Source organism: Spirosoma profusum, assembly GCF_014699005.1.
Lineage (GTDB): Bacteria > Bacteroidota > Bacteroidia > Cytophagales > Spirosomataceae > Spirosoma > Spirosoma profusum.
Map to the genome: position 1 here is coordinate 231,105 of NZ_JACWZY010000007.1, position 22,211 is coordinate 253,315.

Sequence of the window (22,211 nt, forward strand, 5' to 3'; positions counted from 1 at the left end):
CCTTATCCACCTATCAATTGAAATTTCCCCGGCGGAATAGCCTGCCAAAGTCGGCTGCGCATTTCCTGAATGTCGTTCAACGCCCGGACACTTAATGCTGTGAGTGTGAAAAAACGCTTTCGACGACCACCACGCTCGGCGGTAGCTCCGCCCATAGTTGAGGATAGGAATCCTTTTTCCTCAAGCCGGTACAGCGTAGCGTGAACGGCACTCATGGTAATAGACCGCCCCGTCTGTTGCTGAATCTCTTCCCAGATCGTGACCCCGTAAGCATCGGTAGTACAGGCGGCTACTACCAGCAAGACAAGCTCTTCAAATTCACCTAAAAAAGCCCTGCGCATACGTATCCGTTCGTTAAGGATGATTAGTTGTAATTTTGCAAAACAAATCTCCTGCCAGAAATAAAAAAGCCTTTTTAAAACAAACAGAGGTATGTTCACTCCGAAACCATTGTCCGAAATCGTACAATGGCTGTTCAATGACGGACAAGTTTAGATGGCTAGTTTGGGGAAAGAAGAAATACAGAATCCAGAGCGCTGGCGAACGGGATATATAGTCGCTCACTACTTCTTCCAAAGCTGAGGCTTTTACACGTATTGACCTGGCATCGGTTCGTGAATCGGTCAAAGCCGTGCAGATGGCTGGGGTGATCACTTCGTCTACGTGAGCGTAGCGCAGGAGCCTACACATATCATGCGGACGTATCAACAGGTACGTAGCATCGGCGAAAGTCTGGTTCGGCAAAGCGGCCTGAAGGGAAGTTTTCTTCGGCCCTGGTATGTAGTGGGACCTGGTCACTGGTGGCCGATTCTGCTATTGCCGCTTTATTGGCTGAACTTTTCCCACTGTTCGTTAGAAAACCCGCGCTTTAGGTTTGGTTACATTACCTCAAATGCTACGTTCCCTGATAGACGCCATCGAAACGACGCCCCATTCATTGATGATTTACGAACTTGAGGCCATACGTAGCGCCCAGCCCGACAACGTAGCAACGATGCCGCAAACGATGTAAGCGCATCGTTTTTATCAACTCACCTGATAGAGCTGAATATTGTTGCCGCAGGTGTCGTTCAATACCGCCAACGTAACCGTGCCCATCGGCGTTGGTTTCATGCTGAACGTAACGCCCAGATCGACTAATCGCTTGTACTCACTCTCGACATTATCGACCTGAAAAGCGGCCAACGGAATTCCTGCGTCAAATAAGGCTTTCTGATACGTCTGGGCAGGCGTAAATTCCATGGGTTCCAGTACAATTTCGGTACCGTCCTGCTCTTCTCTGGAAACAACCGTCAGCCAGCTGTGTTTGCCCATCGGTATTTCCGTTTTTTTAATGAACCCCAATACGTTCGTGTAAAACGTCAGGGCTTTTTGCTGGTCATCGACCAATACGCTCAGCAGCTTGATTTTCATGAAGAATTTGTTCGTTAGCTGAGGCAAAGGTCAGGCTAAATGTCGAAGGAAGGCTCTTCAAAATTGCTTTTTTGGGCGTAAGCGGTCGGCGTAAAACCCGTGTATTTTTTGAATAGGCCGATGAACGTAGTGATGCTACTAAAGTTGAGAGCGTAACAGATTTCAGTTGTCGATAATCCGCTCTTTACCAATTCTCTAGCTTTGATGAGCCGTTGTTCGGTGCGGTACTGATGAGGTGTACGTCCATAGCATTTTCTGAACAATCGAATAAAGTGAAATTTCGACAACGATGCTTCATGGGCAATAACTGACAGATTGATAGGAGCGCTTAAATTGCTGTCAATGAATCGTTTAGCTTTCACGATCCGCCGGACTTGGTATGCCTGCGGAAAATGTTGTTTCCGAATACTCAGAACCTGCTGTTCGTAAAAAGTCATGGTGCATATTACTTCAAATAATACGTTCGGACAAGTCGCATAGCCTCTTTCTCATCCTGGGCGCAAACGTTGCAGAACGTACCAATACCATTGACAGGACCTTCATACTGCCAGGAAAATGTTTTCTGATACGTTGCCTTATCGTCGACTACTTTTAATCGGTCGCCCATCGGTATTACGTTCAGAACGAGCTTGTTGGGGAACTGCACTCGAAAACCATTGCCAATGGAAGGCATTGTTTTGCTCAGGAAAGTAAGCCTGGTTTCTGTTCGGTTTTTGCCGTAGACGTAATAAATATCACCACGTTGGCCGTCTTTAGCCCAAAAGCTTACTTGTTCATAGGTGTCGGTGCCGGGTTCGCCAAAGGAGAAATTAGCTACTTTCATCTGAGCGTTCGCCAGGGTTCCGACAAGCGTACTGAAAAGAAAAATTAACGTTGATTTCTTCATGTACATGATTCGTATTACGTGATGGTTGCTATAAGAAGTAACTAACGTAGCGACACTGTGTTTTGGAATACCGCCTGATAACTGGATTCGCCGGGTTGCCGACAAAAGCGATAGATTAGCAACGTAACGGCCGTAATCTAATAACGACATGCCTAAATTAGTACTCATTTTCAGCGTATTACTACGTATATTATTCCTGCCTGAATACCCCGCTACGCCGAACGCTACGTTGCCTGCGGACAAACCTCTGCAAGCCAGTGACATCGTTTACGTACACGCTCCAAACGGACTGACGCTACGTAAAACGGCAGCGAAAGATGGCGCTAAAGTAGCGCTGGTGCCTTTCGATGGATCACCACTTACCGTACTTTCTCCGCCCGAACCAGGTGTACTGTATACAGCCGAAACAATAGGTGCTTTCGCGGTGAAAGGTGGCTGGGTAAACGTAAAAACGAAGACAGGCCAGGAAGGCTATCTATTCGAAGGGTATCTGTCGCGGTATAAACCACTAAACACGGAAAAAATAGATGGCGAGGTTTCAATGATCGATGCGTTTTACCGGACGATTTCGCCAGTAAAAGGCAAACGCACTACGTTGCCGAAAAAGGAGGGAACCATCGAGCGGTATCAATACGTCTACACCGACGGAGCGCGTTTTGAAGAACAACAGTATGAAGGGGGCATTACGCAGTTTCTGGAACTGCCCAAAGAGAAATTTACCATGCCCGAAGTGCTGGTGCTTTTCCGAGCCTTGTGGTTTCAAAAAGAAAAAACGACTGCTACGTTCGATGCTGCCAAACAACGGCTGACGCTTGATTCGGAAGGTGGTTATTCGCAGCTAATTATCCAGCCAAAAGGAAATCTGTGGAGCCTTCAGTTTTCTACGGCGGACTGATCGAAATGCCCGGACAGCAAGATGCTGTCTGGGACATCGGGTGCTGCAACCGACAGGCTCTGGCTGTCGGGGCCTTTCAATTCACCTCAATTTCATCAACCGCCAATTGCGCTGTTCTGCCGGGATTCCGTAGTCCCGCCGGTACGCGCCCGACTGAGTGGGCAATGATACGTACGTAGCGTGCGGTGGTCTGTTCAAAAGAAAATGGAATTCGGACAATGCCCCGTTTGCCTCCTTCAGCGGCATTGGTTTTGGTAGTCAGCACTGGTCGATACGTTTTTCCATCTTCCGATACGGAAACGTCGACCTGTTTGGGCAGGCAGATGTTCCGAGCCGTGTACTTCAGAAAACCAACCCGTACGGTTTCGACAGACTGTGGCTGCCCCAGGTCGATAACAGCATTTAGGTCGTTCGAAAACGCGACAATGCCCGCTACTTCGTAACCGCCCATGCCGCAGGTCGTGCCGTCGGTAAGGCTGTAGTTTCGGTCGGGACGTCCGGCAGTCGGGGCATTTAATAGCGTGTAGGGTTTGCCGGTGGCTTTCGAGACGATAAATTCTTTCTGCACCTTGGCCGGTTGGCTCAGCGGTTGTCCTTCCTGAAACGAGGCCACACGTAGCGTTGTCGATTTCTGGAGCAGAATCGGTTTCTCGTACCGTGGCGATTCACCCGTTGGAATGCTACCATCGAGACTATAGCGAATATCAGTTATAAATTTTCCGGCCGATAATGACACCTCTACGTTACCTTCTGCCGTGGGTTTTCCGGCCAGTGCTACGTCGTAGAGGGTTCGGGAATAGTTCGTATTGAGATTAGTTAATCGGTTAAAATGGACAGCGAGTCGGCGGGTGAAATCATCGTAATTTTTCTGCGCTAACGGCGTCCAGGCGACTTCGGCCAGGGCAGCAGCGCGCGGCCAGAGCATATACTCAAGTTGCGTGTGTGTGCTGATGTATTCTGTCCAGATGTTTCCCTGTACACCCAGAATGTAAGCGGCTTCGGCAGGCGCTAACTCGGCAGGCGTTGGATTATAGTTGTAGACTTTGTCCAGCGGTAAATAACTGCCGAAGCCGGTTGGTTCCTGAGCGGGATCGCCCTGAAAATGATCGAAATAGCAAAACTGACCAGGTGTCATGATTACGTCGTGGTGTTGTCGGGCGGCTTCGATGCCTCCCCGAATACTACGCCAGCTCATGACTGTAGCATTGGGCGATAAACCACCCTGCAAAATTTCGTCCCAGCCAATGATACGTCGCCCTTTCGACGTAACGAATTTGTCGATACGTTTGACGAAATAGCTTTGCAGACCATTTTCGTTACGTAGTCGTAGGCGTTTGATAAGTTGCTGGCAAAAGGCGCTTTTTCGCCAGACCACCTTTGGGCACTCGTCGCCCCCGATATGGATGTACTTCCCTGGAAATAAATCGATTACTTCTGTTAATACGTCTCCCAGAAACGAAAACGTTTTTTCGGTTGGACAGAATACGTCATCGAATACGCCCCATTTTGTTGAGACTGTGTAAGGGCCGGGTGTACAGCCCAATTCTGGATAAGATGCCAGAGCTGCCAGCGCGTGACCGGGCAGTTCAATTTCCGGCACTACGTTAATGTATTTGGTAGCCGCATAACGTACCACTTCCCGAATTTCGTCCTGCGTATAGAAGCCGCTGTAGGGTTTTCCATCAAAAACCTGCGGGTCATGATCGTCATAATGTCCGACAATGGTTTCGCGTCGGTGCGCGCCTACCTGCGTCAGTTTGGGATATTTTTTTATCTCGATACGCCATCCCTGATCATCGGTTAGGTGCCAATGAAACTGATTGAGTTTATGCAAGGCCATCAAATCGAGATACTTTTTGATGTACGTTACCGAAAAAAAATGCCGACTCACATCAAGGTGAAGCCCTCGATAGCCATAGCGCGGACTGTCCTGTATGCGGCAGGCGGGAATGGGTAGGGCAAGGAGCATGGAACGTAGCGCGGGAGAAGAATTTGGTGGTAATGATTCCCTGCGCCGTGCCCCTTGCTCACTGCTCAACACTACCGGCGGCAACAACTGATAAAGCGTCTGGACAGCGTAAAAGAACCCTTTGGAACTGCGCGCTTCGATCATGGCCAGCCGATCTGTTACGTTGATTCGATAACCCTCTTCGTGGAGTGTAGTGTCGGTTGAGGGCGAAAATTCAATTATGTTGCCGCTGGAAATCAGCTTATTCGTATTTCGAACTGGTACGTTCAGACCAGTACTCCGGTTAAGTTGCGTGGCGAACGTATCGGCAATGGCCTTCAGTTCGGTTTGGGCAAACGGTACCATAATGACGGTCGAACGGTCGATAATGAATTCACCCGTGCGGGGATCGAGTTGGGCTGGACGAGGAATAATAGTATAACGGTCGACGGATTGGCAGTACGTAGCGGATAGAGTAGTAAAAAAGAAGAGTACTAGCAAAAGGGCACGCATAATTCACTGGGGAATTTATTGTCATTAACGGCCAGGAAGGGGCAAGAGTTATCAGGAATAGTACGTAATGAACGACCAATCTTGGCAAAACCTGACCATACCTGACTGTAAATGAAAACGTTTACGCTCATCCACAAAATCTACCGCTGATGTAGTTTGACAAATAAAATTCATTTCACTACTGTATATTGCATAGTTCCTTGTAAAACACTAATGCTATGAAACAAATAATCACTATGCTGCTTCTATCCGCTACGGTGCTGGCTTGTTCGGACGGAGATCTTAAAATTGCTGTTACGGATTCAGATGATACGTATGAGTTTTCCGCCAAATACGATAAAAAGAAAACCCAGCGTGTGCAGGATTTTATCAATCAAAAAATGGCTCCCGGCAGCAATGTGACGGGTGATCATGTGGATATTACCACTACGCTGGATGATAACACGCGGTTCGAACTGGAAGAATATCCGGGAAAAGTGCGGATTAAACTTGATAAAGAAGATAATACCGAAGCGTCCTATCGACGTGTCAAGGCCATGTGTGAGGGCGTTAAACGTATCGTTGGTGGAAAATGAATAAAACCCCTAAACCCCCTTCAGGGGATTTAGGGGTTTTGACGCCCACTCACAACATTTTCGCACCTACAACCTGTCCAGTATCCATCCGCTGTACGTAGACAAGAACGGCACTTTGCTCAGGAGATAAGTCAGGTGGAGCAACCAGTGTTACGTTGCCCGTTACGCTGGTTACGTCGAGAGTTTTGAACTGCCTGACAATGTTGGTGTTGACCAGTGTTTTGCCACCGTTTTCTCCATTTCGTACAGCCGTCCGGGCTTCCTTCTGCACTAATGCTACGTTGACGCGATATGGCCCCGCAGCAGACAACGTATACCGAACGGACACCTGATTATCTTTTCGGCTAAGGTTTCCAACGACGCCGATAAACGCTGATGGCGGTTGCTGTTGGATGGTTTTAATGGCTTGTTCAATACGTCCCCGCTGACCGCCTACGATGTTCTGCTGCCCGTTTACAACGAGTTGGGGAGTATAGGTTTGTGTTTTTAGAGTGCGATCATACTGCCGTTGTCGGGCGGTGTAGTCTTTTGAGCTAAACGGGTCTTGCCAACCCAGTCGATTCCAGTAATCGACGTGGAACGAAAGGCCATAAACCGCTTTTCCTGTTCGTGCGGCCTCCTGAGTGATGTCTTGCAGCGCTTTATCGGCAGCCGGACAACTGGAGCAACCCTGTGAAGTGAACAACTCCAGAACGACCACCGGCTGAGCGGTTGGCTTTACCGGCTTAGCAAGCGTAACGTAAGTCAGTAATCCGAGCAGAGTCAGAAGGTTGAATTTGATGTACATAATTGATTGTCTGATTTATAAACCAACGTAGTAATCGTAGCCACGTTCGGCCCAGAAGTCGCGGGGACGCGTATCGGCGAAGAACATCCGACCGATACGTTTCAGATTTTTAACGCCGTATTTGACCGGAATAATCAACCGCAAAGGCGCTCCGTGTGGGGCTGTAATCGGCTGGCCATTCAGTTCGTAAGCCAGTAAGGTTTGTGGGTGTAAGGCGCTTTCTATATCAATACCAACGTAGTACTCTTTATCGGGCGTTTCAAGACCGACGTATTTGAAAAGATCATTGGTATTGTCTGGGTTAGGCACGTTGCCACTGTGCGTACCAAGTTTGTATTTTTCCATGAAATCCGATAGCCGTGCTCCCGCCCAGTGCTGCACCTGACTCCAGCCTTCGATGCACTTGAATTCATAGACAATTTCGTGTTTAGGCAGTGCTTTTACATCGTCAACTGTAAGTAGGAGAGGGGTAGCATTTGCCCGGTCGATTTGCAGTTTCCAGCCTTCAGGGATGGGCGATTTTATACCATCATAACCATTGATACGTGCCTGTTTCGCGGCTGCCTCCACCGGAAATGTGGGTATCAGATGCGTATCACTGAAATACGTTCGGGCAATAGCTTCGTTTACGTTTAATACGTTACGTAGCGGTCGTTTTATGCCCTGCGCACCCACACTGTTTTTAACCCATTCATACACCCCAAACGGTACAGCAGACGCCAGTGCAAACCAGCCAAATGCCTTGATCATTCGCCGACGAGCGATCGATTCCGGGATATTATCTTCCGGTAATTGGGGTTCGGCGGATTTAGGTTTTGCAGACTGACTCATGATAAGGCGGGTTTAATTGGTGGCGCAACTGGCTCGACTGGCGAATCGATTGGTTTCGTTGGCGTATCAGGTTGATCATCAACAGGTTTGTTCATGAGTGGGCGGTCAGGGTCGTTCGGCTTTACGATTTCAAATCCGGTGACCATCGACTGAAAATTGCTCCAACCGGCGCGGATTACCTGCACAATATGTATAACGAAAAAAACAACGTAACCGAGCGTTAAAATGAAGTGTTCCAGTCGGGCTGCCTCATACCCACCAAGAAGACTCGTAAGCCAAGAAAATTGGGTTGGTTTATAGATGGCATAGCCCGTAAATACTGACCCGACGCCCATGATCATAATGGAAAAGTAAGTAATTTTTTGCGCACCGTTGTACTTGATAAACGGAGGTTGTGTTTTACGCAGACCCAGATCGTAAAGCGTTACCTGAATGGCCTCCCTGAATGAATTCCGGTCGGGTACCAGATGACGCCATTCGCCAGAAATGAAGGTATATCCAACGTAGAGAACACCGTTCAGGATGAAGAGCCACTGGAACACAAAATGCCAGGCCATACCTTCGGCCAGCCGACGTTGTACACCTAAAAATTTATAGAATCCGTCAGGAAAAAATGAAATCAACGTATAGTCGCCAATTTGGATTTTATAGGGATCATAAGCCCAGTAGATTAACAATCCGCTCCAGATCATAACGAACAGAACCGGGAAGTTTATCCAGTGAAACCACCGAATGGCCAGGGGATGTTTATGAACGATACGTTTCATGCAAAAGGAGGGTAAGTAATAATGTATATACTAAATAAGCACGGCAACTGGATTGGATAACCTTATTGAGTTTTTAGAATCGGAATACTTCATGAGCATCATAACAGCAGTAAGATATAGCTAAGTGCTGATTATCAATTTGTTCATGTATTTTAGCGCAATTGACCTCAACAGGCGATATGGCTTTTCTGCGAATAATATTTTTCCTTTGGAATAGCCTTCGCTATAGGACAACCGGTTGCGCACCCGCAGGCTGAAAAACTGGTGGAGTTAGGCCCGAAAGCGTTTATTCTGGAAGACCCGACACTTCAACTGACCTTTGCACAGGTCGCTTCGAAGCCCGATTCGGCTTTCCGGCTTAGTCAGCAACAGAAACTTAATTTTGGCCATACCACCTCGCGAATATGGCTAAAATTCCATGTTGAAAATACGTTGATCGATCCGCTTTTCCTACTCTTCATGACGCAGGATGCTGACGTTGTGGATCAATACGTTATCAACGAAAATGGAGCGATAACCGAACATCATTCAGGTGTGCTACGTCCGTTCGAAAGTCGTTATTTTTTGACCAACACGGTGGTTTTACCGCTTGGACAGCGTCCTCGAACGGTGTTTCTGGCCCTTCGCGACGACAATATTCTTCATTTTTCAGTACTGCTGGCCCCCATTCGGCCAATTGTGAGCCATCTCCAGAAAGAAACGCTCTTTAACGGGGCCGTTATGGGACTGATGCTGGTGATGGTCATTATCAATCTGTTCGTGTATGGTCTCGTTCGCGACCGGGTATACCTGCTTTACGCCGTTTACGTAACGCTCTCGTGCATGACCTTTATGTCGTATGAAGGGCTACTGTACGATTTGTTATGGCGGTCGATTCCGGCACTGAATAATGGACGGTTGTATCTGCTGATCACCGCTATAACGTTTGCAGCGGCTATCTGGTTTTCAATGAATTTCCTGCGTACCCGCGAATTCCTGCCCGGATTTTACCGCTATTTCATGGGGTTACTGAGTCTGGTTGGGCTCATGACGCTGCTACGTCTCCTCGACGTGCCCGGCCTGGAACGTATCTTTTATGGGCTTACGTTGCTGGGGTTTGTGTCGTTATTTGTGCTGGGAATACGAACGTATCGTCAGGGGTATAAACCCGCACGATACTACCTGCTGGCCTGGAGTTTTTACATTGCCGGAGCCATGACCAGCGTGCTTGGCCTGCTCGACGTACTGAAATTTACTAATCTTTGGGTAGTGTATGGTTATCAGGTAGGAGCGGCTATGGAAGCTATTCTGCTGACGCTGGCCCTGGCCGATCGGCTGCAAACGTATCAGGCCGAATATCAGGCCGCTCAGCAACTGGCGCTTCAGCGAGCGAGTGAAAATGAAGAACTGTTTGCCCGAAATAACGAACTGTTAGCCCAAAAACTAAATGAAGAACATCGGCAGGAGCCCATGCCCGATGACATGCGGAGTCTGTTGCGAATCATGAAAGAAGATCGGGAGCGGATTCGTAAGATTGCCATTCCAACACTCGACGGTATGCTGCTTTTTCCGATGAGCGATATCACCCGACTCGAAGCTGCCGGAAGTTATACCAACATTCATTTATCGAATCAGAAAACGGTGCTGGCTTCACGAGGGCTGGCAGATTTCGAGCACTTATGCGCAGATGGAGAGCCTTTTTTCCGAACCCATAAGTCGCACATTGTGAACCTGAATCACGTAGTGAAATACCTGCGTGGCGATGGTGGTCAGGTTGTTCTGGATAATGGGCATATCATAGACGTTTCCCGGCGTTCGAAGCCTGAACTGATAAAACGGCTTACAGGAGAAGAATAAACGCTACGTTCCTTGTCTGGCCAAACCCGGTTTATTCTGTAGAAGACTGCGTTTCAGGCAGTCTTTTTTAGCCTGTCATTGACAAAATCCCTCCGTTACTAAAGTCAATCCCTCCGTTGCTCAAATCTGACTGGTTATTCGGGAAAGGTAAAAGCAATTTTGATACGTTTTCAGGCGCTACGCGATCAGAATCACGATACGTAGGCCTGGTTTCTATCCACACCAAATACACAAGTAGTCAACCGATCAATCAAAACAAAATGTATCCGCTATGAGAGCCATTCTACTGATGAGTTTACTTGGGCTAACATTACTCACGAGCTGCACCAGATCGCTCTACCATGTATCATCGGTCCAATCGGAACAGGTCAAGCTGATGGATAAGGATTTTACTTCCGACAATGAGCATTTGAACGTAGTATACGACCTGTGGGAAGAAGGCGGAAGGATGCGATTCCTGCTGTTAAACAAAACCGACAAGCCAATATATATTGACTGGTCGAAAAGCTTTGTGATTCGGAACGATACCAAAATCGTTTACAGCCCGCTGGCGCTGGTCTCCAAAAAAGCTTATGTAGATACGGTTCGATATACGTATCAAAATGCCCACGTTGAACCCCTCAGAGTAACGGCACGAGGTGTAAAACAGATGGTAATTCCAGCTAAAACGTTGTATGCCATCGCTGATTTGCCGCTTGGCCAAGCCGTGCAGTACCCGAAAACAGATAAGAAGGTTTTCAATTTTACAAAGGAAAATTCACCCCTGCGCCTGACTCACCAAATAGCCTATACGTTCGATCCGACACTGGCGAATGAGCAATCTGTTGAACATTCGTTCTGGTTAAGCAGCCTTGCTGTCGTTCGGAATGGCGAGCTGATTCGTCAATATGGTTCGCTGGAGAAAGGTCAACCCAACGCATTTTATGTCGTTGAAAAACGCCCTTCTACTCCGAAAACAATTGTGCTGGCAGTTACTACTATCGCTGCCGGTACTGGTATTATGCTTTTGATTTTGGATAACATGCTCAAGTCCTTAACACTTTAACCAGGAAGCCAGACGTAGTGCGGAGAAAATCCTAACTTGCCGAAAAACGCAAGTATGTCTCTTCAAACCCTCGATACAGGCTTTTTTAAATTAGATGGCGGGGCTATGTTCGGCGTAGTGCCGAAACCACTCTGGCAACGATTAAATCCTGCTGATGAGCAGAATCGGTGTACCTGGGCCATGCGCTGCCTACTCTATGAAGCCGGCAATCGGTTGCTGGTGGTCGATACGGGTATCGGCGATAAGCAGGACGCTAAATTTTTCGGTCATTACGATCTTCACCGTGGCGACGGACCGGGCGATGCTACGTTGCTCGGTTCCATTCGGGAAGCCGGTTATTCAGAAAAGGACGTAACGGACGTATTGCTCACGCACCTGCACTTCGACCATGTGGGTGGCGCCGTTAAACGTAGCAATGAAGCGCTATTACCTGTTTTTGCCAACGCTACGTACTGGGTTCACCCGGCGCACTGGCAATGGGCAGTCAACCCGAATCCGCGCGAAAAAGCGTCGTTTCTCCGCGAAAATATTCTGCCATTGCAGGAAAGCGGTCAACTTACTTTTCTAACTGAAAAGCCGTTTCCTTTCGCGGATATCGAACTGCTTTACGTTGATGGGCATACTGAGAAAATGGCCCTCCCGATTTTTCATATCAATGGACGTACCGTTGCCTACATGGCTGACCTGATTCCATCGTCGGGACATATTCCGTTGCCTTATATTATGAGTTATGATATGCGCCCGCTGCTGACGATGGAGGAGAAAACGCAGGTGCTGCAAAAAGCCGCTGCCGAAAACTGGATTCTGGTTTTTGAACACGATCCCGTAGTTGAAGCTGCTACTGTTGAGATGACTGAACGAGGTGCTCGGTTGAAGGAGACGGGGAAATTAAAGGAATTGCTGTAGATCAATAAGCCGAAATTGTCTGGCCCAAGCTGGAGCTGAGCCCAGATACAAACCAACCATTGATACGTAACGTTATCAGATCAAAGATAGCTGCGTTTATGAAAATTGGTTTGGTGTTATCGGGAGGTGGTGCGCGGGGAATTGCACATCTGGGTGTTATTAAAGCCCTTCAGGAAATTGGTATTCAGTTCAATCAAATTGCCGGTACAAGTGCTGGGGCTATCACGGGAGCTTTTGTTGCCCAGGGTTACTCGCCCGACGAAAGCCTGAAAATAATTGAATCGTCTTCGTTTGTCCGGCACATCCGGCCCGCCTGGAATCGGATGGGGTTGCTACGTATCGACACGATTATTGAGATGTATAAAAAATACATCCCGCACGATACGTTCGAGGAGTTACAGATTCCTTTGCACGTAGTAGCCGTTGATCTAAATGCTGGTGAGCAGGTCGTTTTCGATCAGGGCGAGCTCATCCGGCCGGTGCTGGCGTCCTGCTGTCTTCCGGGTATTTTTGAGCCGCTGCTCATCAACAAGCGGCAATTTGTGGATGGGGGTGTTTTGAACAATTTACCCGTCGATACCATTGAAAACAAGGTTGATTTACTGATTGGGTCGCATTGCAACGTACTGGGACCACGAAAGCCCATTCGGTCCATGCGGGGTGTTATCGAGCGAAGTCTGGTATTAGCTATCCAGAGTAAAACGAAAGATCGATTTGCCAAATGCCAGGTGTTAATTGAACCCCCATCGCTGGCTGAGTACAGCACCACGGATATTAGCAAAGCGCGTGAGTTGTTCCGGATAGGTTATCAGTACACGCGTTCTATGGCAACCGAAATCGAAAAAGCGCTCGGTCGCCCATCTATTGAACTAACGTAGCACCAACGCGTATTCAATATCACACTACGTAGTAACTGAGCCGGGATGTCCGGCTCAGTTATTTTTTTATCCGGCTATCGAGAAAATCGGCCTGCCCAGACACTCAGCTACGTTTGTAACTCAGCTATGAGATGGTAAATCTGGTTTGTATTACGTTAGGTAGCGCCGAATGTAACTCCGTCAGGCGCTGGCTGTCGGGGCCTATCAGTGTTTAAATCAAGTATATACGAATACTCCCAAACGTTCAGATGGATTTTCGACCGCTTATATAAAAAAATGATTCGCAGTGCAACGTATTGTTCAGAGAAGTTGTCTTTACCTTCTTGCCTAAAAATAGGTGTTGTACTATTCTAATTTCTGGTCATTTGTGCAGAAATTACTTATGAGTATTTTATTCTGTCTTTTTGTATCCTACGATTTGCGATAATTCGAAAAGAGTGAAAAAACTGTGTTTTACGGAATAATATTCTAATTTATTGCATATATGGGATATTACTGTTTGGAAAATAAATTGTACGAAAAATTTGTGTTATCTTTTTTTACTTATAGTTTTGTAGATAGAAAATTATTTTCCAACCTAATTTTTGATGTACTATGAGTAGAATTCTATCAGTAAGTTTCCTGCTGGTATGCTTGCTCTGGTCGACTGCATGGGCGCAGGACCGACGCATAACAGGTAAGGTTACATCTGCCGAAGACAACCTGCCTCTGCCAGGAGTTTCAGTCGTGCTAAAAGGCACAACAAGGGGCGCCAACACCGACGCTGCGGGCGCTTACAGCATTGATATCCCTTCTTCTGGGGCCGCTACGCTCGTATATAGCTTTGTGGGCGTCGCTACTCAGGAAGTTGCCGTGGGTAACCAGTCGGTAATCGATGTAAAACTGGTTTCGGACAATCGTCAGCTTTCCGAGGTCGTTGTAACAGGAGTTGGCGTAGCAACCGACAAACGCAAACTAGGCATCGCCGTTGAGTCCGTTTCATCAAAAAACTTACCCCAAACGCCAACTGCCTCTATTGATCAGGCACTTGTTGGAAAGATTGCCGGCGCACAGATTTCCAGTGGCAACGGTACGCCCGGTGCTCCGGTAAATATTGTGTTGCGCGGGATTAACACCATTAACCGGGGTACGGCGCCCATTCTGCTGATCGACGGCGTGCAGGTCGACGCGACTAGCTACGACTCGAACGGGAATCTTAACAACAACCCAACAGCCCTGTTGAGCAGCATTGATCCCAACACTATCGACCGAGTCGAGATTGTGCAGGGAGCGGCAGCCGCTACGTTGTATGGCGCCCAAGGAGCTAATGGCGTTATTCAGGTATTCACCAAGAAAGGAAAATCAGGTAAGCTGAATATCGACGTATCATCGAGCATCACACGTAGTGAGTATCTGAATATAGGTGGTCTGGCCAAAGCGCAATCGCATGGTTTCATTGTAGATGGCAGCAATAACGTGATTGGTACGTCGGGTAAACCACTGGCGCTCGATCCAAACACCCTGCTTTGGAGTGAAAACGTGCAGTATAACCCGCTCGATGTCAATAACAAAGCTGATAAGCCTTATACGGCCAATCTGAAATATTACGATCACTTTAATTATTTCTTCCGCCCGTCTAATACGTATAATAACAGCATCGCGCTGACCGGCGGAAGCGATAAAATTGACTTTGCCATTTCAGCTTCGAATAACCAACAGGAAAGTAACGTCATCGACAACGGAAATTATCAGCGTAGTAATTTAATGGCAAACCTTGGCCTCCAACTGGCTAAAGGGTTGACATTCCGAACTATTACGCAATTGGTGTACACCAAAAGTAGCATCAAAACCAATGACCGATTGATTCTGTATGCTATCAATAACGCTCGTCCATTTGCTGATTTTTCGGCCCTCGATACCGATGGAAATCCGGCCGTTTATTACGGTGATGCGGTTGGCGTGAACCACAACAGCCCAAGTTTCTGGCAGAAGTACACCCGAAATGATGATAACAAAGTTGACGTGATTCAGAACTTCAACCTGAATTACGTCGTCAATAAGTTTTTGACGCTGGATGCTAAGTATGGGATCAACTACTCCAAACAGGATGTTGTAACAACCTATCTGAATCAGACCCAGAATCGTAACGTTCGGGCGTTGACCAATACTCAGTATCAGGGGGGGAATTTTGCTACGGATCCTGCCGGTGAAATTGATAACAATAGCCTGACAACCAGCTATCAGAACTTCCTGGCCAGCGCATTTTTCAGCACTGATTTTCAGAACGACTTTAAGCTGAATATTCCAATTCGGACGTCTACCCAGGTTTCGTTCGATTATCGGAAACGGAACTTCCGGCAGTTTTACACCTACATTCTGGGGCTGCCTGCCTATGAGCCATTCACGGCCTCGCATGGATCGACGTTTAAGGTCCCAGGACCTACGCCGGCCGCAGCAGGATTTGCCGGACTTCCCGGTGGCGGTGACTACACAGAGCCATTTATTACGTACGGGTATGTAGTGAACCAGCGGATTGATTTTGGTGACCTCGCTGGTATTTCAGGCGGTTTCCGCACGGATTACTCGTCGGCCTTCGGTAGCGGTTCCAAGCCGTTTACGTTTCCACGGGGCGATGCCTATTTCCGGTTTTCGGCGCTGAAATTCTGGGAAAACAGTTCGATTGCCGGATTTTTCCCCGAGTTTAAGTTACGGGCCGCTTATGGACAGGCTGGTATTCAACCCAGGCCCTTCGACCGCTATCTGATACTGAACACGACGACGCTCGGTTCGACCAGTTCGTTCTATACGCCAGCTAATCAGCCAAACCCGGCGCTGGACGTAGAAGTATCGTCAGAATTGGAAGTAGGTGCTGATTTGGCCCTTACACCGTCGAAAACCTCAAACTGGCTGAGCAGCCTTCGCCTGTCGGCAACGTACTGGAGCCGCTCAACCGACAACGCTATTTTCGACGTGAGCGCGGCTCCGTCGTCGGGAGTCAACTCGATTAAGGACAACGCGTTCTCGCTGGCCTCGAACGGCTTCCAGGCTTCGTTGAATGCTACCGTGGTTCGCACGAAAGATTTCTCCTGGAATCTGACCACAAATTTCGGTAAGCAGACATCGAAAATTACGGCGGTTAAAAACAATGCCGAAGTGGTGGTGCTGTCGAGTGCAGGTAGCTCGAACTACGTACTGAAAGCTGGTGAGAAAATTGGCCAGCTCTATGGATACGTATCTATTAATCGGGTCGATGCTACCGACGTAAACGGCAAATTGTACATTCCTGCCGATCAGCAGTCGCAATATACAGTAGCCAGCAATGGCATGGTAGTTAATAAAGCGACCAAACAGCCGTTCTTCTCGGCCGACAAATATAGCTTTGGCGACCCGAACCCAGCTTTCAATATGTCGTTTATTAACGAGTTCACGTTCAAGAACTTCCTGACGTTTGGCTTCCAGTTCGACTGGGTACAGAGTAGCCACATTTACAACCAGACGAAAGAATGGATGTATCGCGACGGTATCCACGCTGATTACGCCAATCCATTGACGATTGATGGGCAAACCGGTGCCTGGACGGCCTTCTACCGGGGCGTGTATGCGCAGCGCGCTGCCAACGGCACGAAGGATTATTTCTACGAAGATGCGTCGTTCGTGCGGCTGCGTAACGTGCAGGTTGGCTTCGACCTGAGCCGGGTTGTGAATCTGCCGGTGCTACGTCGGGCACAGTTGGTGCTGTCGGGTCGGAATCTGCTGACCTTCACCAAGTACACCGGCTTTGATCCCGAAATCAGTTCGGGTACGGGTAGTTCGGCCTGGGATCGTGGTACTGATCACAACACGATGCCGAACCTACGTTCGTATCAGGCTACGCTCAATATTGGGCTCTAATTTGTCTAATCTTCAATGACTTATCAATGAAAAAGATACATATTTTAGTTGCCACGCTGGTGCTGGGCTTTGCTACGTCCTGCAAAGAGCAGTTAGACGTGAAAAACCCAAACCAGCCTACAGTTAGCAGCGCTAATACCGAACAGGGTGTTATTAACCTGGCGCAGGGCGGAGTCTACATCAATGGTTCAAGGGAAATTCAGCAAAGCCTGTACGACGGTGTGCCTGGTTATTTCTGGTCGGGAGCGATGGGCGTTCATGAACTCATGGGCGACATCATCGGCGAGGAAGCCGCCAATCAGTTTGGTAATCAGATCGGCGCACCCGATTATGTCATTCTGGACGATGGTTCTAAAGTACTCAATCCGAACGCACCAAATACGCAAATCGCGCTGATTCGTCAGGTAAACGTGAATTCTAACCAGGGCGCCAATCCGCTATTCCATGAATGGTGGTACATGTATTCGCTCAATAGTCAGATGAATAAGGTGCTGGAACTGGCTGATCAGGTGTCGTTTACAGGCGACGCGGCCGCCAAAAAAGCCACTATTCAGGCGTGGGCTTATTGGTGGAAAGGCTTTGCCTACTCGCACCTGGGGTCGATTTACTACGCAGGTATCATCAACAGTGCGAGCAACGGTACCAATGGCAACTACGTCAGCAAGGAGAAGCTGATTGAAGAAGCCAATACCAACCTGGACAAAGCCGCTGCGTTACTGGCAACTACTTCAACGGATTATACGGCGCTGATGGGCCGCCTGATTCCGAGCTTCAATCAGGTTGGCAAAGGGGGCGTTCCAACACCCGATATGTGGAAGCGGAACATCAGCACCCTGAAAGCGCGTAACCTGCTGGTTAACACGACAACCAAAGCTATGACGGCGGCTCAGTGGAACCAAGTGTTGACATTAGCTAACAATGGCATCACGGCTACAGATAATGTCTTTACTGGGCGATCAAACCAGAGTGGCGACTTCCTGGCACCCCAAACAGGTACGGTGGCCGCTAAAGCGACGGGCGATCCGTCGGGCGGTGCTACGTATAAAATCAGTGAGCGTTTAATTCAGGATTTCAAAACCGGCGATCAGCGACTGGCCAACAACTTCACCCAACGGGCCTCTCCCTGGATTGGCGAAAGCAGCCGGGGCCATACCTTCAACACGCGCTGGGCGTTAGTTGATGGTGGTAAGAAAACGGCTGGAGTGTATACCTACAGCGATCGGGCTCCAGGAGGTACCGAACTATATCTGGCCGGGAGCTATGAAGAGAACGAACTGATGAAAGCCGAAGCGTTAATCAACACCGGTAAAATCGAAGATGGTCTGAAGTCAATCGACGCCGTTCGGAAAGCCCAGGGCGCTGGTATAGCCGCGGTGGCTGGTACGAACCTGACGCTCGATCAGGCGAAAGAAGAACTCCGTCGGGAGCGTCGGGTGGCGCTGGCCTTCCGGAGCCTGTCGTTCTACGATGCCCGTCGCTGGGGCGTTATCGAAGACGTCTCAAAAGGAGGTGGCCGTAAGGGCGCTGTAATTATCGATAAAGCCGGTAAGCTCAATACCAATAGCACGTTGAACTATAACTTTCTGGATTACTGGGATGTACCGGATAACGAGTTGAAGTACAATGCGCCAGCTGCGAACAGTGCTCCAACCACGAATCCAAAGCAATAGATTTAATTAATTCATTCACTTTTGAGGCTCTCCAACGTAATGGAGAGCCTCATTTTTTGCTACTATAAATTTGCATTACGAATAATCAATTTTTGTCATTTAGTTGCATCAAATGAATGCCTACTGACGTAACATTAAAAGGAAGTTTAGACCGAATCAGATAAAACAAAATACTATTTGCATAATACAGCCTAAATCGATAACAGGATATGGGTATATTGTTACCGGGCTTATACAATCGTGATTATTTTTTTCGTTTGAGAGAATACCAGCTTACTTCGCTTTTTTAGTATATTGTTTGGCCTAAATGGACTAACTCAACTCTAACGTCTTTACTTGAACTGAATATCTTTACATGAGAAAATTTTACAGCCTTATTTGCTGGTCAGTTTTATTAGCCATACTACCGGGCTGGCTGCTGGCGCAAGGGGTACGTATAACAGGTAGAGTTACGTCTACGCAGGATGGTCAGCCAATTCCCGGCGTAAACATCGTGGTGAAAGGCACCACAAACGGTGTCAGTACCGACGCTAATGGGAATTACACCATCAACGTACCGGACAATTCTGCCATTTTGCTGCTCACGTCCATTGGCCTGGTAACGCAGGAGGTAACGGTAGGCAACCGGACGGTCATTAACGTCCAGATGCAGGAGTCTATCAATGAACTGGCTCAGGTGGTCGTTACCGGTTATAACACGACTCAGAAGAAAGATATCACCGGTTCCATTGCATCAGTTTCTCCCGAAAAATTCAAGGACATTCCCATAGCCAGCTTCGATCAGGCGTTACAGGGGCAGGCCGCCGGTGTGCAGGTTTCGCAATCGTCGGGTACGCCCGGTGGTGGATTGATGGTACGTATTCGAGGTAATACGTCGATTTCAGCCAGTAATCGCCCTTTATTTATCGTCGATGGGGTGCCCGTTGAGGACGGTGCATTGACCGGACGCGATTTTGGTGGCCAGACTGACAATGCCTTCTCGATGTTCAATGCCAACGACATTGAGTCGATGGAAGTGTTGAAAGATGCATCGGCCAAAGCGATTTACGGTTCGCGGGCTGCCAATGGCGTAGTGGTCATAACCACCAAGCGCGGTAAAGCTCAGAAAACTTCGTTTACGATTGATGTGCAACGCGGCCTGTCGGAAATTATCCGTCGGCCCGATCTGATGAATTCGTCTGAACTGCTGGAGCTTCAGCGGGAAGCCGTAGTCAACGCCGGGCAAGATCCTGATAAGTTTGGTTTGATAAAAGGTGTAACTGATGGGCAGAATACCGATTGGATAAATTCCGTTCTACGCCGTGGGGTTTTCCAGCAATACCAGTTATCGACACGAGGAGGTAACGACCGCACGCAATTTTACATCAGTGGCAGCTATCGCGACGAAGAAGGTGTTCAGCTAAACAGCCAGTTTACACGCTACACCGGTCAAATCAAACTTGACCACAAAGCTACGTCGCAGCTTTCGTTCGGGACGAACATAACTATCTCGCATGTGAAGAACAAGCGGGTGAAAGGTGACAATTTTCTGGACGGTGTGTATTCGGGAGCTATCAAGAGTCTTCCGTATTATTCACCCTATAACGAACAAGGTCGGCTTTATGGCCCCAATGACCCCGAATATGCTGGTTTCCCGAATTTTAACCCGGTAGCGCAGGCTTTGCTGCCTCGTTTCAATACGTATACGGACAAACTACTGGCGGGCGTGTATGCCGAGTATGAATTCATTCAGAACCTGCGTTTTCGTTCGAAACTTAGTATCGATTATAACAACGTAATAGAAGACCAGTACGAGTCTTCCCAGACGGCTATTGGGGGGTACCTCGAAAACGTAGGTGGGCAGGGATATGGTGTTTTTAGCACTATTACACTGGCTACATTGATCAACACCAATACGTTAACCTATAATTTTCAGACGGCTGAGAAGCATCACTTTAATACGTTACTTGGTTTTGAGGTGCTGCAACGTACCGAACGTGGTGGAAATGTACAGGGACGTTTGTTCGCCAGTGATGATTTTACTTACATCAATTCGGCAGGTATTGTCGATCAGGGTGGATCAGGTGTTGCGAACAGCGGCCTTTTGTCCACGTTTGGCGAGCTTCGTTACGATTATAACGACCGATATCTGGCTACGTTGACTGCCCGCTACGACGGCTCATCCCGTTTTGGTCAGAGTCGTCGCTTCGGTGTGTTCCCATCGGCATCGGTGGCCTGGCGACTGTCGGGTGAGCCATTCATGGAACAGTTCCGTTTCCTGAACGAACTGAAACTGCGTGCGAGTTACGGCTTCACCGGAAATGAACGCATCGGCGATTTCCAGTTTCTGGGTACCTGGGCGTCTAATACGTATAGTGGCGCTACGGGCGTAGGACCAGCTGCGCTGGCAAACCCAACGCTTCAGTGGGAACGGACCCGCGAAGCCAATATTGGCTTTGATGCGTCTTTTTTCAACGGTCGATTTAGTGTTACGGTCGATGCTTATGACAACCTGACCGACAAACTCCTGTTTGCACAGCCCATTCCTCAGACTACCGGATTTGGCGCGGTTCAGGGCAACATTGGTAAAGTATCAAATCGGGGTGTTGAACTTACTATTTCAACCGTCAACACAAATAGCGCTGTTCGCTGGACTACCGATTTGAACCTATCCCATAATGAGAACAAAGTTGTGGAACTAGCCAGTAAGGAACCCGTTTTCCGTGGCTACCAGGGGAATGGCGTTTCAAACACAAACGTAATTCTACCCGGCCAACCACTCGGTACGTTCTGGGGTCTTAAGTTTTTAGGCGTTGACCCGGCTACTGGGAATGCGATTTATGATGATAAAAACGGCGACGGACGTATCTCACCCGATGATGGACAGGTAATTGGCAATGCACAGCCCAAGTTATATGGTGGATTGACGAACAAAGTTTCCTGGAAAGGCATTGATCTGAGCGTATTTTTTCAGGGTTCCTACGGCAACAGTGTACTCAATTTTACGAACGTAACACTACTTAATACCGGAACTGATTTGCAGAACAATCAGTCGCGGCAGGCGCTGAAACGCTGGCGAAAAGAAGGTGATATTACGAGCGTACCGAAGTATGTTTATCAGGATACGTACAACAACTACCTGAGCAGCCGCTTTCTGGAAGATGGTTCATTTATACGACTGAAGAACGTAACACTGGGCTACAACCTGCCGAAAAAGTGGGTAAATAAAGCTAAAATTACCAATACCCGGATTTTCGCGTCGGCTACTAATATCTGGACATTGACCCGCTATTCGGGGCCTGATCCGGAAGTGAGCACACTCGATGGATCAACGACAGCACAGGGCATCGACTTTTTTACGTTACCGCAGGTTAAAACCGTGATCGTGGGCCTGTCTTTAATTTTTTAATTC

The 22,211-nt window shown here is 48.2% G+C and carries 18 protein-coding genes; 9 read left to right on the forward strand and 9 right to left on the reverse strand.

Features of this window, described 5'->3' with window-relative positions:
* Positions 1-2: 2 nt before the first annotated feature.
* From IC229_RS11125 to IC229_RS11145, 5 genes are all read right to left on the reverse strand, one after another.
* A complete protein-coding gene (locus IC229_RS11125; protein ID WP_190887038.1) occupies positions 3-341 on the reverse strand; it encodes a PadR family transcriptional regulator in 339 nt (112 codons plus the stop codon).
* Between the two features lie 13 nt (positions 342-354).
* On the reverse strand, positions 355-798 hold the full coding sequence (locus IC229_RS11130; RefSeq protein ID WP_190887039.1) for a hypothetical protein: 444 nt from the start codon (positions 796-798) through the stop codon (positions 355-357).
* Between the two features lie 228 nt (positions 799-1,026).
* Complete coding sequence (locus IC229_RS11135; RefSeq protein ID WP_190887040.1) at positions 1,027-1,413, reverse strand: VOC family protein; 387 nt, start codon at positions 1,411-1,413, stop codon at positions 1,027-1,029.
* A 35-nt stretch (positions 1,414-1,448) separates the two neighbouring features.
* A complete protein-coding gene (locus IC229_RS11140) occupies positions 1,449-1,850 on the reverse strand; it encodes a helix-turn-helix domain-containing protein (protein ID WP_190887041.1) in 402 nt (133 codons plus the stop codon).
* Positions 1,851-1,858: 8 nt separating this feature from the next.
* On the reverse strand, positions 1,859-2,467 hold the full coding sequence (locus IC229_RS11145; protein ID WP_190887042.1) for a hypothetical protein: 609 nt from the start codon (positions 2,465-2,467) through the stop codon (positions 1,859-1,861).
* Here IC229_RS11145 and IC229_RS11150 point away from each other — a divergent pair.
* Entirely contained in the window at positions 2,448-3,194 is a 747-nt protein-coding gene (locus IC229_RS11150) for an SH3 domain-containing protein (protein ID WP_190887043.1), read from the forward strand. The genes IC229_RS11145 and IC229_RS11150 overlap by 20 nt on opposite strands.
* Before the next feature lie 76 nt (positions 3,195-3,270).
* Here the strand turns inward: IC229_RS11150 and IC229_RS11155 are convergent, their stop codons facing one another.
* On the reverse strand, positions 3,271-5,655 hold the full coding sequence (locus IC229_RS11155) for a glycoside hydrolase family 20 protein (protein WP_190887044.1): 2,385 nt from the start codon (positions 5,653-5,655) through the stop codon (positions 3,271-3,273).
* Positions 5,656-5,873: 218 nt separating this feature from the next.
* Between IC229_RS11155 and IC229_RS11160 the strand changes: the two genes are divergently transcribed.
* Positions 5,874-6,230: a hypothetical protein gene (locus IC229_RS11160; RefSeq protein ID WP_190887045.1), complete on the forward strand. Its 357-nt coding sequence runs from the start codon at positions 5,874-5,876 to the stop codon at positions 6,228-6,230.
* A 49-nt stretch (positions 6,231-6,279) separates the two neighbouring features.
* Here the strand turns inward: IC229_RS11160 and IC229_RS11165 are convergent, their stop codons facing one another.
* The 3 genes from IC229_RS11165 to IC229_RS11175 are packed head-to-tail and all read right to left on the reverse strand — an operon-like array spanning position 6,280 to position 8,615.
* On the reverse strand, positions 6,280-7,017 hold the full coding sequence (locus tag IC229_RS11165) for a DUF1223 domain-containing protein (protein ID WP_190887046.1): 738 nt from the start codon (positions 7,015-7,017) through the stop codon (positions 6,280-6,282).
* A 15-nt stretch (positions 7,018-7,032) separates the two neighbouring features.
* Positions 7,033-7,848: a molybdopterin-dependent oxidoreductase gene (locus IC229_RS11170; protein WP_190887047.1), complete on the reverse strand. Its 816-nt coding sequence runs from the start codon at positions 7,846-7,848 to the stop codon at positions 7,033-7,035.
* Positions 7,845-8,615: a cytochrome b/b6 domain-containing protein gene (locus tag IC229_RS11175; RefSeq protein ID WP_190887048.1), complete on the reverse strand. Its 771-nt coding sequence runs from the start codon at positions 8,613-8,615 to the stop codon at positions 7,845-7,847. Before IC229_RS11175 ends, IC229_RS11170 begins: the two co-directional genes overlap by 4 nt.
* Before the next feature lie 264 nt (positions 8,616-8,879).
* Here IC229_RS11175 and IC229_RS11180 point away from each other — a divergent pair, with 264 nt between their 5' ends.
* The 7 genes from IC229_RS11180 to IC229_RS11210 all read left to right on the forward strand — a co-directional run bounded on the left by IC229_RS11180 (position 8,880) and on the right by IC229_RS11210 (position 22,208).
* Entirely contained in the window at positions 8,880-10,451 is a 1,572-nt protein-coding gene (locus tag IC229_RS11180) for a 7TM diverse intracellular signaling domain-containing protein (protein WP_190887049.1), read from the forward strand.
* Between the two features lie 271 nt (positions 10,452-10,722).
* Positions 10,723-11,496 (forward strand): hypothetical protein, encoded by a 774-nt coding sequence (locus IC229_RS11185; protein WP_190887050.1) that lies wholly within the window; start codon positions 10,723-10,725, stop codon positions 11,494-11,496.
* A 54-nt stretch (positions 11,497-11,550) separates the two neighbouring features.
* Complete coding sequence (locus tag IC229_RS11190; RefSeq protein WP_190887051.1) at positions 11,551-12,402, forward strand: MBL fold metallo-hydrolase; 852 nt, start codon at positions 11,551-11,553, stop codon at positions 12,400-12,402.
* 98 nt (positions 12,403-12,500) lie between these two features.
* On the forward strand, positions 12,501-13,280 hold the full coding sequence (locus IC229_RS11195) for a patatin-like phospholipase family protein (protein WP_190887052.1): 780 nt from the start codon (positions 12,501-12,503) through the stop codon (positions 13,278-13,280).
* Positions 13,281-13,874: 594 nt separating this feature from the next.
* The gene (locus tag IC229_RS11200; protein WP_190887053.1) at positions 13,875-17,150 is read left to right on the forward strand and encodes a SusC/RagA family TonB-linked outer membrane protein; all 3,276 of its coding nucleotides are present in this window, start codon (positions 13,875-13,877) and stop codon (positions 17,148-17,150) included.
* Positions 17,151-17,176: 26 nt separating this feature from the next.
* Positions 17,177-18,820 (forward strand): RagB/SusD family nutrient uptake outer membrane protein, encoded by a 1,644-nt coding sequence (locus IC229_RS11205; protein WP_190887054.1) that lies wholly within the window; start codon positions 17,177-17,179, stop codon positions 18,818-18,820.
* 355 nt (positions 18,821-19,175) lie between these two features.
* Entirely contained in the window at positions 19,176-22,208 is a 3,033-nt protein-coding gene (locus tag IC229_RS11210) for a SusC/RagA family TonB-linked outer membrane protein (RefSeq protein ID WP_190887055.1), read from the forward strand.
* Positions 22,209-22,211: the final 3 nt, after the last annotated feature.

What these genes read in the sequence shown, in the direction of transcription:
- IC229_RS11125 (WP_190887038.1), bottom strand. Translation starts at nt 341, where the DNA reads ATGCGCAGGGCTTTTTTAGGTGAATTTGAAGAGCTTGTCTTGCTGGTA.
- IC229_RS11135 (WP_190887040.1), bottom strand. Translation starts at nt 1,413, where the DNA reads ATGAAAATCAAGCTGCTGAGCGTATTGGTCGATGACCAGCAAAAAGCC.
- IC229_RS11140 (WP_190887041.1), bottom strand. Translation starts at nt 1,850, where the DNA reads ATGACTTTTTACGAACAGCAGGTTCTGAGTATTCGGAAACAACATTTT.
- IC229_RS11150 (WP_190887043.1), top strand. Translation starts at nt 2,448, where the DNA reads ATGCCTAAATTAGTACTCATTTTCAGCGTATTACTACGTATATTATTC.
- IC229_RS11145 (WP_190887042.1), bottom strand. Translation starts at nt 2,467, where the DNA reads ATGAGTACTAATTTAGGCATGTCGTTATTAGATTACGGCCGTTACGTT.
- IC229_RS11155 (WP_190887044.1), bottom strand. Translation starts at nt 5,655, where the DNA reads ATGCGTGCCCTTTTGCTAGTACTCTTCTTTTTTACTACTCTATCCGCT.
- IC229_RS11160 (WP_190887045.1), top strand. Translation starts at nt 5,874, where the DNA reads ATGAAACAAATAATCACTATGCTGCTTCTATCCGCTACGGTGCTGGCT.
- IC229_RS11165 (WP_190887046.1), bottom strand. Translation starts at nt 7,017, where the DNA reads ATGTACATCAAATTCAACCTTCTGACTCTGCTCGGATTACTGACTTAC.
- IC229_RS11170 (WP_190887047.1), bottom strand. Translation starts at nt 7,848, where the DNA reads ATGAGTCAGTCTGCAAAACCTAAATCCGCCGAACCCCAATTACCGGAA.
- IC229_RS11175 (WP_190887048.1), bottom strand. Translation starts at nt 8,615, where the DNA reads ATGAAACGTATCGTTCATAAACATCCCCTGGCCATTCGGTGGTTTCAC.
- IC229_RS11185 (WP_190887050.1), top strand. Translation starts at nt 10,723, where the DNA reads ATGAGAGCCATTCTACTGATGAGTTTACTTGGGCTAACATTACTCACG.
- IC229_RS11190 (WP_190887051.1), top strand. Translation starts at nt 11,551, where the DNA reads ATGTCTCTTCAAACCCTCGATACAGGCTTTTTTAAATTAGATGGCGGG.
- IC229_RS11195 (WP_190887052.1), top strand. Translation starts at nt 12,501, where the DNA reads ATGAAAATTGGTTTGGTGTTATCGGGAGGTGGTGCGCGGGGAATTGCA.
- IC229_RS11200 (WP_190887053.1), top strand. Translation starts at nt 13,875, where the DNA reads ATGAGTAGAATTCTATCAGTAAGTTTCCTGCTGGTATGCTTGCTCTGG.
- IC229_RS11205 (WP_190887054.1), top strand. Translation starts at nt 17,177, where the DNA reads ATGAAAAAGATACATATTTTAGTTGCCACGCTGGTGCTGGGCTTTGCT.
- IC229_RS11210 (WP_190887055.1), top strand. Translation starts at nt 19,176, where the DNA reads ATGAGAAAATTTTACAGCCTTATTTGCTGGTCAGTTTTATTAGCCATA.